This window comes from Pelosinus fermentans JBW45 (assembly GCF_000271665.2).
Taxonomy (GTDB): Bacteria; Bacillota; Negativicutes; order DSM-13327; family DSM-13327; genus Pelosinus; species Pelosinus baikalensis.
The window spans coordinates 224095-238117 of the sequence record NZ_CP010978.1; the positions used below are offsets into that span (position 1 = coordinate 224095).

Consider the following 14023-nt stretch of genomic DNA (forward strand, 5'->3'; position numbering starts at 1 on the left):
TCTTATGACATCATATTGATTACGATTTTGATGCGTATTTGGTTCATTCAGTGCATATGGAAGTATCCAAATACATTACAAGTGTATTGGAAACCGGAGCAGCCGTATGTTATGAAAAGAAATAAATAAAAAAAGATGAACCGCGAAGGAAGCGAAGAAATGTAAAGAACACGAAGAGGTAGTATACCTATTCTTTATTCTTTACAGTCTTCGCTTTTTTTGTGGTTCAAATGATTTATTTTTTAGGCGTGCAAAGTGTTATTATTTAAATATGTTGGGATGCCTATCCTTATAAAGTCTTATGAAAAAGTAGCAGTCCGCCGTTCAGATTATCTAGGAACTGTTTTTTTCGGTATCAGAGGTATGACAGCATTATATGGGTAATGTAAGAACATTCCCAAATATCTCTCTTATGATATAATAGAAATAAAATAAATAAATGAGAGATAATATGAATAAAAATAATGTATTTCTAGACTTAAAAGAAAATTATAATAAATTAACAGGAAGCCAAAAGAATATCGGACAGTATGTTCTAGACAATTATAAAGAGATTGCGTTTATGTCGGCAATTGAATTAGGTGAAAAAGTAGGAGTCAGTGATGCTACGATTATAAGATTTGCTCGTTCCATTGGTTATAGTGGTTTTGCAGAGTTGAGAAAACAAATCAGAGAGGGGATTAAGAACTTTGATCCTCCTCATAAAAGGCTTTCACAAAGCGTTGATGATCTTCATGATGATAACGATTTGATTTCACAAGTTGGCAAAAAAGACTTAAAAAATCTCGAAGAATTTTTAGTAAATTTGGATATGGATAAAATAAATCAAGCTGTTGATGAAATCTATAAAGCAAATATCATTTATTTAATTGGAGCAGGATCTTCCGGTGTTCTAATTGATTTTCTAGCTTTGCATTTAAGAAGAATGGGGTTTCGTGTACTTGCATTAAGTGAAGGCGGAGTGGCAAGTATAGAAAAAATAATACCGATCACTGAGAATGACTTACTCATTGCTTGCAGTTTTCCGAGATACTCTAAAATTACCTTTGGAGCCATTGATTTTGCCAAACAAAAAGCGGCAAAGATACTCTCCATTACGGATAGTTACTTTTCTACGATGAGTATGAACAGCGACATTGTATTTTCATTGAAAATAGATAATTCCACTTTCTTTAATTCCTATGTAGTGCCTATGGAATTATGTAATATTTTAACTATGAGTATTTTAGAGAGAAACAAAGAGAAAATATATATAACATTAAAAGAAAATATACAAAACATGGAGATGTTTAGAGAAAAACTGTAAGCATTCTTATGAGAGTAAATAGAGCAGCATAGAATGAATTGAACAAAAAAACACCAGCGGTCTACAAGACGGCTGGTGTTTTTTTATTGAGTCTATTGTATTACATTTTAATGTAGTGTATTATAACATTTATATTATAAAATGTAGCATATACGACATTTACGGCTGCAAATAGTGAAGTAAAGGAGGCGATTTTTACTAGAAAAAGCCAAATTGTAAAAATAAATTATTAATAGGAGGATGTACCAGTGTTAGGATTAATGATCGCACTATTCTTTTTATGTATTTGCGGCTATGCTATTTTTAAAAAATACAAGGCCCAAACCGTATTATTAACAGGTGGTTTTGCCATGATGTCAGTTGCTATCCTTTTAGGGATGGGAGATATTCTGCCTGCTAAGAATTCTACAGGAAGTCCTTGGTTTGACATGTTTCAGTTTGTTGCAGTTCTTGCATCGAAGCGAGCTGCAGAGATCGGTATGTTAATTATGGTCGTTACTGGTTTTGCCCGCTACATGGACAAAATTGGTGCCAGCAGAGTGCTTGTTCATATTTGCATCAAGCCTCTACAGACGCTGCGGTCACCTTATATCGTAATGGCCCTTGGTTTTATTATTGGTCAATGTTTACACCTTTTTATTGCCAGCGCTTCAGGTTTGGGTGTATTGCTAATGGTAACGATGTATCCGATTCTAATTAGCCTTGGGATCAGTCGAAATGGTGCTACTGCTGTAATTGGAACCACTTCTGCCATTGACCTGGGCCCTAGCTCAGGCAATACGGTACTGGCAGCAAAAACGGCTGGACTGCAAACCGTAGATTATTTCGTCACGTATCAGCTTCCAGTGGCTGTAGTTGTTATATTGGCCATTGCAGTAACTCATTATTTTGTACAGCGTTGGTTTGATAAAAAACATGAAGGTGGATTGGCTGCAGGGGTACCTCGGGAAGAGGAAAATACAGATCCTAAAAGTGATGCAGAGCCTCTTCGTCCTATGTGGTATGTATTTTTGCCAATTTTCCCAATGATATTAATTTTAGCATTTGGTTTCTTTAAGTTTCGAGGAATACACTTAGATATTATCCCTTGTATGTTTGTCAGTTTGTTTATTTCTATGGTTTGTGAAGCTCTCACGACACGGAATGTGAAGAAAGTTTTTGCAAGTATTCAAACGTTTTTTGATGGAATGGGAAGTCAGTTTGCTACGGTTATTACATTAATTGTTGCTGGTGAGACACTAGCCCAAGGACTCACCGCTTTGGGTGCTATTGATACGCTAATCAATGTCACACAGTCAACAGGTTCTGGCAAAACAGTCATGGTCTTGGTTATGAGTGGGATTATTGCTGTTAGCTGCATTGTTATGGGATCGGGTAATGCCCCTTTCTTTGCTTTTTCCGCTTTTGCGCCCCAAGTTGCGAAGAAATTAGGCTTTGATGCTGTGAATTTGCTTTTGCCCATGCAGCTTACTTCCAGCCTGGCTCGCGGCATATCACCCATTACAGCGGTAATTGTAGCGGTATGCGGTATTTCGGGAGCATCACCTTTTGAAGTAGTCAAGCGAACTGCTATTCCAATGGCAGTGGGATTGCTTACCACCCAGATTATGACTTATATCCTATTTGGGTAACGAATCAAGCAGAAGGTAGAACGTATACTGAATCGAAGGTAGGGACGAAAAATGGAACAGTTTGATTTGGAACGGTATTTAAAAGAGCTAGAGTATCTTGTGAATATAGACAGCGGCTCAAAGAGTCTAGAAGGTGTTACGCAAATCGGGGAGTATTTTTCAGAGAAATTTAAAGCTTCAGGCTGGAATATAAAAAAATATGACATCGCGCCTGAGATTGCTCCTTGTATTGAAATTACCAATTGTGATACAGACCGCTTTGATATTTTACTTTTAGGACATATGGATACGGTATTTCCAGCGGGGACGGTTAAGGAAAGACCTTTTACAATAAAAGATGGAAGAGCATATGGTCCCGGTGTCATCGATATGAAATCCGGCTTGTTATCTGCCTATTATGCTTTAGATGGGCTGAAAGACCAAGAACTTTCGATATGTTTACTACTCAATAGCGAAGAGGAAATGGGGTCAAGGCGGGTTCGTCCTTGGTTAGAGAAGGCAGCTGGTAAAAGTCGCTACGTATTTGTTTTGGAAGCTGCGAGAGAAAATGGTGATTTAGTCTTAACGCGAAAAGGGCTTGGGCGATATACTTTCGAGTTTCATGGTGTAGCGGCTCATGCTGGCGTTGCCCCACAAAATGGTATAAGTGCCATTTTGGAACTAGGGTACTGGATTGTTGCTCTTCACGGCCTGAATGATTTTTCTTCGGGCCTTACACTCAATGTAGGCACAGTTGTAGGCGGCACAACCGCGAATGTGGTAGCCGACTACGCTAAAGCAGAATTGGATTTTAGGGTTGCTGATATGAGTCAGGTACATATCATAGAGCAAAAAATTGATTCATTACTGGCACATGCAAAAACATCTGGTGTTAAGATCGGTGTCTCTGGCGGTATGACTCGGCCACCGTTGAACCCTACGGAGGAAACCCAAAAGATTTGCAGATTGGCAGAAACCATTGGCAAAGAGTTAGATATTAGGGTTCATTGGGCTAAGACTGGCGGCGGTTCGGATGGAAATTTTTCGGCAGCCTTAGGTGTGCCGACTATTGATGGATTAGGACCAGTCGGCGGCAATGCTCATGGCATTCACGAGTATATGCTTATCGAGTCTGTAGAGCCGCGGATTCATTTGCTAAGGAGAATGATTAAAGAGGCAGTACAAGTAAAATAATGTATTTTCCTGCTAGCGATAGTAAAGCCCCCGCAATATCCTCGATAGGGTATATATTGCGGGGACTTACTATATAGATGTTTTTTTTGAATAAAGAATATATAATATAAGTCATATGATAAGATTGCATTCAAAGATGTAATGGATAAAGATTCAGGAGATTGATGGAATGAAGAACCTTTTGGTATTGCCACAATTACGATGTTCCTTTGAAAAAGAACTGCCGGATACACAAGTGCTGCTTGTCGCGGGGGGAAGGAAACCAGCATCTGACTGGCTGATTCAGGCCGCTGACCAGTTACCTGTTTGGTGTGTAGATAGCGGTATTGATAGTTGTCAGGCGAATCACATTATTCCCAAGCGGCTCATTGGTGATGGTGATAGTGCCACATCCCAGGGATGGGCTTGGGGGGAGAGCTTGGGAATCCCTGTAGAGGTCTATCCGGCAGAAAAGAACTTGACGGATTTACAACTGGCATTACAAATGGTGGGAGTGGTTCATGGACATGCAGCAGTCACTGTAACTGGCGTATGGGGAGGCCGCTTCGATCATACCTTTAGTAATATCCATTCATTAAAGGGCTGTGAAGATTTTGGGATACGGGGTTGTTGCGCTGCAGATGAAAAAGAGGTACTGATCTTATTAAAAGGTAAGGATTCTGTATGTATAGAAACGGCTGTGCCTCCAGAAGTAGTTTCTTTACTCCCGTTATCTACGGAATGTACGGATGTATCAATTGAGGGTGTTCACTGGCCCTTAGCCCATGTTACGTTGTGTGAAGCCCTGCCTTATGCTGTCAGTAATCGCCCTAATGAAACGAACAGGGAAATTCGCGTTTCGATAGGAACAGGTTGGTTAGGGATATATTTATGCTGGAATGGAGATGAATATTATGGAAGCAGCTTTTAGTAAGAATATAGCAATGATATTTGAACAGCCGACCAGTATTTTTGCCCTAGTAGCTATGGTGGCATTGATTCTAGCTTTTGCATACATAAAAAAAGTAAAATTGAATACGTCGATGATGGTTCATATTGGTTTAATGCTTGCATTGACCGTCATTTTGCATACTTTTCGCTTGTACCACATGCCCCAGGGGGGCAGTGTAACCTTAGGAGCAATGATTCCTCTTTTGCTGATTGCCTTTCGCTATGGACCGGCTGTCGGGTATCTGTCAGGATTTACCTATGGTCTGCTTAATTTACTCCAAGATCCTTATATCCTGCATCCTGTTCAAGTCCTTTTTGATTATCCCCTGCCATATATGGCACTTGGTCTGGCAGGCTATTTTAAAGAGCGAATGCTGTTGGGAGCCATTGTTGGCATTTGTGGTCGATTTATTTGTCATTTTATATCTGGGGTAGTTTTCTTTGCCAGCTATGCGCCGGCTGGAACATCTCCCTATTGGTATTCCTTGGTGTTTAATGCCATCTATCTTTTACCGGAGTTGATGATCTGCCTGCTCATGTTACGTGTACTGCCAGTAAAGCGTTTGCTGCTTCAAATGAGAAATAGTGAAAATTATGTGTCGGGCTATGGACGGTGAATTTAAGAGAGGCTTTTGGCAAAGTGTTGGCGATTGATAGAAAATAATAAATTCCTGCAAGAACTCTAAGAGAATTTGCAGGAATTTTGTATATTAATGGGAAATTAAGAAAGAAAAGTAATTATTAGTTCTATTTACATCTACGTTACCAAATGGGTTACACCCAATCAAAGTGGGACCATTATGTCTAGTAAGTTAGAAAGTACTTGCATGTCAGCATATATGGGTATTGAGGAGTTGGTTGTTCTGTGAACATAGCAAAGAGCGAAACCAGTGAATTATTGGCAGCTCTAAAAATTACCTTGCCAATTATTCAAGAACTTCTTCCATTGGATATTATGTTTGGTATTACTGACCAGGAAAAATTTATTTACTATTTGCCTGGCAAAGAGATTGATATAAAACTTCCGCTAGGAGCGCCTATCCCGCAAAGTGCAGGGTTTAGGAAAGTGCTAGAAACAGGGCAAGCTACCAGCATCAATGTGGAGAAGGAAGCATATGGGGTAGCTTTTAAGTCAAATTCTCTCCCGATAAAGGATGAAGATGGAAAGATTACTGGTGTGATTACAATGGGGATCAGTCTGTTAAATCAAGAGATTATTAGCCATGCAGCTCAAGCCTTGGATGGATTTTTTTCATTAGATAATGAATGGCATTTTTCATATGTAAATCGAGTAGCTTTGGAATATGCTTCCAGATACTCATCTCTAGATTTAGGGCAGCAGCTGATCGGTAAATACATATGGGATATTGTCCCCAAAACCCCGATGTTCTTTGAGAATATAACGAAAGTTAAAAAGACAAGAACTCCTATGCACTTTGAAATTTTTTCGCAATTCGGACAACAGTGGATGAGTGTGAATATCTATCCTTTATCGGATGGAGGATTAACCGTTTATTTTCGTAATATCGATGAACAAAAAAGAATTCAGCGGGAAATGGCTCGACTCGAGCAACTACACTTAGTAGGGGAAATGGCAGCCGGTATATCACACGAAATCAGAAATCCTATGACCACGGTTCGCGGGTATTTGCAAATGCTTAAGGTCAAGGAACGGCTCCTTGACTTTAGTGAGCAGTTTGATTTGATGATTGAAGAATTAGATCGGGCCAATCAAATTATTTCAGAGTTTTTATCTTTGGCCAACAATAAAATCGTTGTGCGCACACCCATCAATTTGGTAGAACTTATTAAAGCAATATTACCTTTGATTGAATCGGATGCCCGCCTTTTAGGGCAAAATGTAAAAACGCAGCTGCAAAAAATTCCAATGGCTTTGTTAGATCCAAGAGAAATACGTCAGTTAATATTGAATCTGGTACGTAATGCCTTTGAATCAATGGAATCAGGAGGGACTCTAACAATTCGAATTTATAAAAATAATGATAAGATCGTATTTGCCGTACAAGATGAGGGATCCGGAATTCCAGAGGAGATACGATCCAAACTAGGAACTCCATTTCTTACTACAAAGGAAAAGGGAACTGGCCTTGGTCTTGCAACGTGTTATAGTATTGCAAAAAGGCATGATGCTACGATTGACTTCACGACGGGTGATTCAGGAACTACTTTTTATTTGTATATAAAAGAGTGTGAGGGATAAAGACAGAAGCAAGCTGCTAGGACTTAGCATTAGTTAGTGTTGTAATAAAAATGCCCCCAATCGTAGTTTTTTTATTCTGCGACTGGGGGTACTTTTTATTCATTTCCAATTTATTGGTTCAGCTTACGATTAGGTAGACGTTTTTTTATTTTCAGCCCATTTAAAAAAGAATCTTAAAAGAATTTATATAAGTAGAAGTCGATATACAGGAAAAAAATAATTGATAAAAAAAGTTCCTTGGCTATATCGATTTCAAAATAATAGAAAGGTTGTGTAAAAATGTCTACTTATAATGTAACGACTTATACCCAATTAAAAAGTGCGGTGGCTTCTGCCACATCTGGTGACACAATTTATATTGGAGCGTCCATTACTTGTTCTGCGCAAATCGTAATGAGTACCAGCGGTGTAACCCTAAAGGCAGCAACGGGAGTAACACCTGTTTTAGATTTTTCCGCTATCGGAAGCATTAACTCAGGTTCAAAGGGGATTGGGATCTATGTAACTGGTAGCAATAATACCATTTATGGTCTTATTATTCAAAATGCCGGGGATAATGGAATAAAGATTGAAGGAGCTAGTAATACGGTGCAAAACTGCATCTTTCGCTATAACGGAGATACTGGTCTACAGATATCCAAGTCTACAGCTAAAAATAATACAATAAAGTATTGTGATTCCTATAGAAATTGTGATACAGCAACAAGCGGCGGAAATGCGGATGGTTTTGCATGCAAATTGAGTGCGGGCACAGGCAATCAATTCATCGGATGCCGAGGTTTTCAAAATTCTGACGATGGTTGGGATAGCTACGATATGAATAATGATGTTACATATACAGATTGCATTACTTGGCATAACGGAGACGCCAGTATAACTACTTATGCAGGCAACGGTAATGGGTTCAAACTTGGGTCTAAAGGCGGTACTGGAAAACGAACTATGACTCGCTGCATCGCTTGGGATACTCAATATAATGGGAAAAAAGGGTTTGACCAAAACAATGGTATTGGTGTTACAACATTAACAAATTGTCTATCCTTTGACAATGTTATAGGCTACCAGTTAGACGACGCATCTAGCCTTGTCATGAAGAATTGTCGAGAGTTCAATTGCGACAGTGATGAGCTACCATCCGGTGTTTCTGTTACGAAGATTACTGATACAACAAAACAAGCTTCCATTCGGAGTGTGGTCAAGACTGCATGCAACAAAATTTTATCCAATTGCGAAAATAATATTATTACAGGAGCGATCACTTTAGATATATGGGACTAATATCCAGAAAATGTTTATTACTGGTGTTTGCAACTTGCCTCTGGCTCCGGCTGGGGGCTTTTATTTGTTTATAAGACCAAGCTTACAAGAATATGTTTAAATCATGTCTAAGAGGCTAATGAATCGATAGCAACAGTCAATGTAGCTTTTTGATTCATGAAATCACCTTTTGGTGCGAAGTGAATTGAAATAAAAGGGAAAAATGGGATTTTATTTTATATAATGATAATGTTGTAAAATTGTTTAAACCTTAAAAAGGAGGAATGGATAATAAAAATTTGAACTGATACCGAATTTGGGTTGCCATAAATACTGGAAAAAAATATTTTCGTAATCATGGATTGATCCGTTTAAAAAAGCGTCTTTAAACAATGTATATAAGTAAAAGCCGATATACGCGAAACATAAGATTCTTTGATTATATTGGCTTTGCAAAAAGCATTAAAAATTTAGGAGGCGATTTAGATGGTATACAATCAAGATTTACCTAGATACAATGCGGCAGATATCACGGAAAGCTTTAGGGGATGGAAAGAAAAACAAAAGATTGCCACTAATAGTGCAAATATTGCTAAAAATATTAAAATTGCATGCACTATGAATAAAGCGTCTTTTAACGGTATTACGAATAGTAGAATTACAGAAAAAGCATGGGGACAACGTTAGATTTTGCACCACTAGTGCGTAAATATACTTGGAATAAATCGGAGGATGTAAGAGCAGAAGCATGGTTAGCAGTAGTGGAGGCAACAAAATTATATGATTCAACTAAGGGAGTGCCATTTGCTGGTTTTGTAAAAAGCAGAGTCAAATATTCAGTTTGGAATATGCTTAGAAAGCAACATAGACAATGGGAGCATGAAGTGGATTTGGAAAGTAACGAAAATAATGAAGAAAACAGTTTAATTGATATATTATCGAGTGGCACAAATGTTTCGGATGAGGTCGAACAGATATTTCTGATGGAAGAATTACGAGAAGCTATAAATATGTTACCCGAACGTCAGCGTGTTGCTGTAATTAAAACGGTGGTTTGTAACTTTAGCCAAACTGAAACCGCAGCTACATTGGGAGTAACGCCACAAGCAATATATAATTTGCGAAATCGTGGGCTAGCCCGTTTAAAAAAGACACTTGAAAGAATGTATATAAGTGAAAGCCAATATACAGGACAAAACAATTGATGAAAGTTACTAGATTATATTGGATTATTGAAAGTTATAAGGAGGTGGCGCTTAGATGCGTATATTAAGAAATGTTAAGAAATGTTAAGAAACAGTTTCTTTTTTAACTTAAATAAAAAACTTGAGGAGTGTTAATTATGAGTGATTTATATGTATCTACTTCAGGAAGTGCCAGTAATTCAGGCACTGTGAGCAGCCCAACTACCCTTACCGCGGCAATTACAAAGGTAACTGCAGGTGGAACGATTTACATGATGTCAGGAACCTATACTTATGATTCTCAACTAACGATTGAACGCGGCAATGATGGAGCATCAGGCAGCTACAAAAGTATTATGCCATACAACTCTGGAGCAGTAATTTTAGACTTTTCGTCCCAAACTTATGGAGATCCTTCCAGCGTAACCAATCCTAGAGGACTGCAAATAAACGGAAATTATTGGCATATTAAAGGTCTTGCTGTGAAAGGGGCTGCTGACAATGGTATTTATATCGGCGGAAGCTATAACAAAATAGAACTTTGTGAAACGTATGAGAATAGAGATTCAGGATTGCAGTTAGGGCGGTATATCTCCACCGCTGCAGAAAGTGATTGGCCAGCCAATAATGAAATCTTAAATTGTACTTCTCATGACAATTCTGACCCTGATAATGGGGAAGATGCAGATGGTTTTGCCTGCAAGCTCACTACCGGTGAAGGCAATGTATTTAGAGGGTGCATTTCCTATAACAATGTTGATGATGGCTGGGATTTATATACAAAATCCGCCACGGGTGCTATTGGTGCTGTAACAATAGAAGGTTGTGTAGCCTTTAATAACGGCGTAACTTCTGATGGTACATCTACAGCAAATAGCGATGGTAATGGATTTAAATTAGGCGGAGATAAAATATCTGTTAACCATATTGTACAAAATTGTATTGCCTTCAACAATAAAAAACATGGATTTACGTATAACAGTAATCCTGGCTCTATCGCGTTAACAAATTGTACAAGTTATAATAATGGAACTACGTCAGGAAGTAACTTTGCGTTTGATAAAGGCACACACGTATTTACTAATTTATTGTCCTACATAGCCAGTTCGAGTGACAAGACAAGCGGCCCTGATGTAAATAATTCAAATGTCTGGTGGAAAAACAAAAAAAGTACAAATGCAAATGGATTAGTTTGCAGTGATGCAGATTTTGTTAGCCTCACTCCAACTGTAACCAGAAACTCAGATGGTTCTATCAACTTTGGAACCTTCTTACAACTTGCTACTGATAGTGATCTCATCGGCGCAGGTACCCCAAGTGGCACTAATATTGGAGCCAGATAACTTAAAGACAACTCTCACCTGCCGGCATCTTTGGATGCCGGGCAGGTGAGAGTTGGTTTGGCTGATGAATAGGAAGACTTAATTAGTTTGGTCCTGCGTCACTGCAATAGCATCACCATTTTTTATATCGTCTATGTTGCTTGTTATGATCATGCTTTGCTGTGGAGGGTCAGAGGTGATTTCTGTGAAATCGCCAATGGTTTCTCCAATGCTGATTTCTTGCAGGAGTGCTTTCTCACTGACCGCGAGGTAGATGAGATTTCGGCCCTGATCATCTTGAAATATTGATGATTTAGGAACTGCGGGTGCGGGAGTTGTTTTGCCGGTATCGATATGAATGGTAACGGACATACCAAATGTAAGTAAACCATTTGGATTAGCAGCAAGTTTCATATGAGCAAGATAGGCAGAAACTTCTTCTGCTTCAATTCGAGGATAGATGCTGGAAATTTGGCCTCCGATCGTTTGCCCAGATACTTCTATTGTAGCTGGTGTGCCTAAATGAACCAAATACAGATCGTTTTGATTCAGAGGAATAACAACTTCTACTTCTTGACCGCTTCCTAAGGAAAGCAGCTGCTGACCAGCCTGTACCGTTTTTCCTGAAGATGTGGATAAACCAGTCACGATGCCGTCGATTGGTGCGCTGATAGTAGTAGAGCCGCTTATAGTGCTGCTAGAAGATTGCGTTGTATTTTGGACATTGGACAAGTTTTCTTTTGCTTCTTGCAAACGGGCGGCAGCAGTATCCACCTGCCGTCGTGGGATCGCTCCTAGTTCAAATAATTTTTGTAAGCGGTTAAATTCTTTTAAGGCATTGTCATAATTGGTTTGTGCCTGGGGAGAAGATTCTGCAGCCTGAGCGGCTATTGGCTCTGAAGATGCCTGAGCCTGGAGCTTAAGCAGAGGCTGGCCTGCTTTGACTACTTGTCCCTCTGCGACGTATAGTTCACTAAGAAGGCCAGAAAAGTCTGCCGTAATCGGAGTGGATGTGGCATGTTCGACAGAACCCGTTCGAATGATTTGTACTGGCTTATTTATGGTGCCTAAGGGTACAGCAGTGAGGTTAATTGGCTCTCGGGGAACCCTGTGCTCATTCCAAAGTGAAAATGGGAACAGATTATTATGACTGGCGGCTAACAGTAGTGCCACGGCAAATGAAAGTACGGTTAGTAGAGCGACAATGGGATATTGCTGGATTAATTTTTTCACCTGTGTTTCCTCCAATAATGATACTGTAGTAGTTACTATGTTCTCACTTTTCACTTTTTACGTCAAGTTTTGATAAAAAAAGTGAATTAAATTGCAGGATAGGACAGTAAAAAAGATGGATTTCCGGTATAATGTAGGGTAGAGTGGTTGAATATTGTTTGTGACCATACTACAGCCAGAATGTTTTGGCGGCTATATTTATTTAAAGGAGGAGATACATCGTAATGCATATTTCGAATGAACCTCATGAGACGCAAAAAGTAGGCAACCAGTGGACGAAGTTTATCTCTGTCCGATGGATTGTTTCCTCCATGTGCGTACTTAGCATATTTTTGATAATCCTTTTTGCAAACTATCATCAAAGCATTAGTGCTGGCAGTCGTGTAATCCCTGAGCCGGAGCCGATTCGGCATAGAGACAATGGACAGGTTCAAGAGATTGAAAAAATGGCGAGAAATACGGATCAGTTAGCGACAAAGCCTTCTATTTGGCCAACTAGCGGAGAAGTTACCTCTGGTTTTGGCTGGCGTAATTCTCCTATGGGTGGCGGGAGTGAATTGCATCCGGGGATGGATATTGCCAATAGTATGGGGGCACCCGTTGTTGTCGCGGCTGATGGTGTGGTTGTACAGAGTGGAGCGGCTGGAGGCTATGGCAATATGGTGCAGATCGATCATGGCAATGGCATTTCGACTATTTATGGGCATAATTCCCGCATTATAGTAAGCGTCGGTCAAAGTGTGAGAAAAGGTCAAGTCATTTCTTATGTGGGCAGCACAGGGAAAAGTACCGGTCCCCATCTTCATTATGAAGTCAGAGTAAATGGGAACGCGGTGGATCCGATTGGCTTTATGGTTCAATAGTCATCGGATTAACTAATAAGATCCTAGAGGAAGGCTTGAGCATTCCTCTAGGATTTTATTAATTAATGTAAGATATCCCACATTTGTTTTCCAATTAACAATGTTGTCATTGAAATGAATAGTGGTTTTATATAAGTGGTACCTTTGGCAATTGCAAACCGAGAACCTACGATTGCACCAAAAATCATTGCGATCCCCATGCTGATACCATAGACATAATTGACGGAACCGAATAGCAAAAATGTTGAGACTGCACCAAGATTGCTCGCTAGGTTCAAGGCCTTGGCATTTCCCGCAGCCACCACAAAATCAAAACCAAGCATTAAAAATGCAAAGATTAGAAATGATCCTGCTCCCGGTCCGAAAAATCCGTCATAAAAACCCAGTAGGAAAGCAGCGCAACCTCCTAAGATGCCGACCCTTTTACTAATGCCTTTATAAGTAGACTGATCACCCCAATCCTTTTTGAAAATCGTATAGATGGCTACTAAAATCAACATAACGATAACTAATGGTTTTAAAAATTCCGGTGGAATCAGCCGTACCGTATAGGCTCCTAATACAGAGCCAAGTAGGGATAAGGGGAAAAGATATTTCACTAAACCAAGGTCCATCTTACCTGAACGCAAAAAGGAGATACTGCTGGTACTGGAACAGCAGATGGAGGCAAGTTTGTTAGTCCCTAATACAACACTGGGAGGCAGTCCTGTCATCAGCAGTGCTGGCATGGATATTAAACCGCCGCCGCCAACAACAGAGTCGATAAAAGCAGCAACAAAACCTGCTCCGAATAAAAAACTAAGCATTTCCAAGCTAATATGATCCATAAACATTACCCTCCGATTTTTACTATACGTTATCCATGTCTTCTATGCCTTATCTTATAGCGCAGCCAACGTTCAC

The 14023-nt window shown here is 39.5% G+C and carries 13 protein-coding genes; 11 read left to right on the forward strand and 2 right to left on the reverse strand.

What is annotated here, in order from left to right; translation table 11 throughout:
* Window positions 1–451: 451 nt before the first annotated feature.
* From JBW_RS00805 to JBW_RS00850, 10 genes are all read left to right on the forward strand, one after another.
* Window positions 452–1306 carry a MurR/RpiR family transcriptional regulator gene (locus JBW_RS00805; protein ID WP_007961085.1) on the forward strand — a complete coding sequence of 285 codons (855 nt, stop codon included), beginning with the start codon at window positions 452–454 and terminating at the stop codon, window positions 1304–1306.
* A gap of 248 nt (window positions 1307–1554) precedes the next feature.
* A complete protein-coding gene (gene dcuC, locus JBW_RS00810) occupies window positions 1555–2937 on the forward strand; it encodes a C4-dicarboxylate transporter DcuC (RefSeq protein WP_007961087.1) in 1383 nt (460 codons plus the stop codon).
* A gap of 51 nt (window positions 2938–2988) precedes the next feature.
* On the forward strand, window positions 2989–4110 hold the full coding sequence (locus JBW_RS00815) for a M20 family metallopeptidase (protein ID WP_007961088.1): 1122 nt from the start codon (window positions 2989–2991) through the stop codon (window positions 4108–4110).
* Window positions 4111–4279: 169 nt separating this feature from the next.
* On the forward strand, window positions 4280–5020 hold the full coding sequence (locus tag JBW_RS00820) for a thiamine diphosphokinase (RefSeq protein ID WP_007961090.1): 741 nt from the start codon (window positions 4280–4282) through the stop codon (window positions 5018–5020).
* A complete protein-coding gene (gene thiT / locus JBW_RS00825; RefSeq protein WP_007961092.1) occupies window positions 5004–5657 on the forward strand; it encodes an energy-coupled thiamine transporter ThiT in 654 nt (217 codons plus the stop codon). Before JBW_RS00820 ends, thiT begins: the two co-directional genes overlap by 17 nt.
* 248 nt (window positions 5658–5905) lie before the next feature.
* Complete coding sequence (locus JBW_RS00830; protein ID WP_007961093.1) at window positions 5906–7261, forward strand: two-component system sensor histidine kinase NtrB; 1356 nt, start codon at window positions 5906–5908, stop codon at window positions 7259–7261.
* 279 nt (window positions 7262–7540) lie between these two features.
* Window positions 7541–8539, forward strand: coding sequence for a right-handed parallel beta-helix repeat-containing protein (locus JBW_RS00835; protein ID WP_007961095.1), 999 nt, complete (start codon window positions 7541–7543; stop codon window positions 8537–8539).
* Between the two features lie 465 nt (window positions 8540–9004).
* Complete coding sequence (locus JBW_RS00840) at window positions 9005–9205, forward strand: hypothetical protein (protein WP_007961096.1); 201 nt, start codon at window positions 9005–9007, stop codon at window positions 9203–9205.
* Window positions 9190–9723 (forward strand): RNA polymerase sigma factor, encoded by a 534-nt coding sequence (locus JBW_RS00845; RefSeq protein ID WP_007961097.1) that lies wholly within the window; start codon window positions 9190–9192, stop codon window positions 9721–9723. Before JBW_RS00840 ends, JBW_RS00845 begins: the two co-directional genes overlap by 16 nt.
* A 137-nt stretch (window positions 9724–9860) precedes the next feature.
* A complete protein-coding gene (locus JBW_RS00850) occupies window positions 9861–11045 on the forward strand; it encodes a right-handed parallel beta-helix repeat-containing protein (protein ID WP_007961098.1) in 1185 nt (394 codons plus the stop codon).
* Window positions 11046–11123: 78 nt separating this feature from the next.
* Here JBW_RS00850 and JBW_RS00855 read toward each other — a convergent pair whose 3' ends face one another.
* Window positions 11124–12257 carry an efflux RND transporter periplasmic adaptor subunit gene (locus JBW_RS00855; protein ID WP_007961099.1) on the reverse strand — a complete coding sequence of 378 codons (1134 nt, stop codon included), beginning with the start codon at window positions 12255–12257 and terminating at the stop codon, window positions 11124–11126.
* A gap of 224 nt (window positions 12258–12481) precedes the next feature.
* Here JBW_RS00855 and JBW_RS00860 point away from each other — a divergent pair, with 224 nt between their 5' ends.
* A complete protein-coding gene (locus JBW_RS00860; protein WP_007961100.1) occupies window positions 12482–13120 on the forward strand; it encodes a M23 family metallopeptidase in 639 nt (212 codons plus the stop codon).
* A gap of 62 nt (window positions 13121–13182) precedes the next feature.
* Here JBW_RS00860 and JBW_RS00865 read toward each other — a convergent pair whose 3' ends face one another.
* A complete protein-coding gene (locus JBW_RS00865) occupies window positions 13183–13947 on the reverse strand; it encodes a TSUP family transporter (RefSeq protein WP_007961101.1) in 765 nt (254 codons plus the stop codon).
* Window positions 13948–14023 lie beyond the last annotated feature (76 nt).

Bases quoted from the DNA above. Each gene is read 5' to 3' on its own strand.
- JBW_RS00815 (WP_007961088.1), top strand. From the start codon at position 2,989: ATGGAACAGTTTGATTTGGAACGGTATTTAAAAGAGCTAGAGTATCTT.
- JBW_RS00850 (WP_007961098.1), top strand. From the start codon at position 9,861: ATGAGTGATTTATATGTATCTACTTCAGGAAGTGCCAGTAATTCAGGC.
- JBW_RS00860 (WP_007961100.1), top strand. From the start codon at position 12,482: ATGCATATTTCGAATGAACCTCATGAGACGCAAAAAGTAGGCAACCAG.
- JBW_RS00820 (WP_007961090.1), top strand. From the start codon at position 4,280: ATGAAGAACCTTTTGGTATTGCCACAATTACGATGTTCCTTTGAAAAA.
- JBW_RS00835 (WP_007961095.1), top strand. From the start codon at position 7,541: ATGTCTACTTATAATGTAACGACTTATACCCAATTAAAAAGTGCGGTG.
- JBW_RS00805 (WP_007961085.1), top strand. From the start codon at position 452: ATGAATAAAAATAATGTATTTCTAGACTTAAAAGAAAATTATAATAAA.
- thiT (WP_007961092.1), top strand. From the start codon at position 5,004: ATGGAAGCAGCTTTTAGTAAGAATATAGCAATGATATTTGAACAGCCG.
- JBW_RS00865 (WP_007961101.1), bottom strand. From the start codon at position 13,947: ATGGATCATATTAGCTTGGAAATGCTTAGTTTTTTATTCGGAGCAGGT.
- JBW_RS00840 (WP_007961096.1), top strand. From the start codon at position 9,005: ATGGTATACAATCAAGATTTACCTAGATACAATGCGGCAGATATCACG.
- JBW_RS00845 (WP_007961097.1), top strand. From the start codon at position 9,190: ATGGGGACAACGTTAGATTTTGCACCACTAGTGCGTAAATATACTTGG.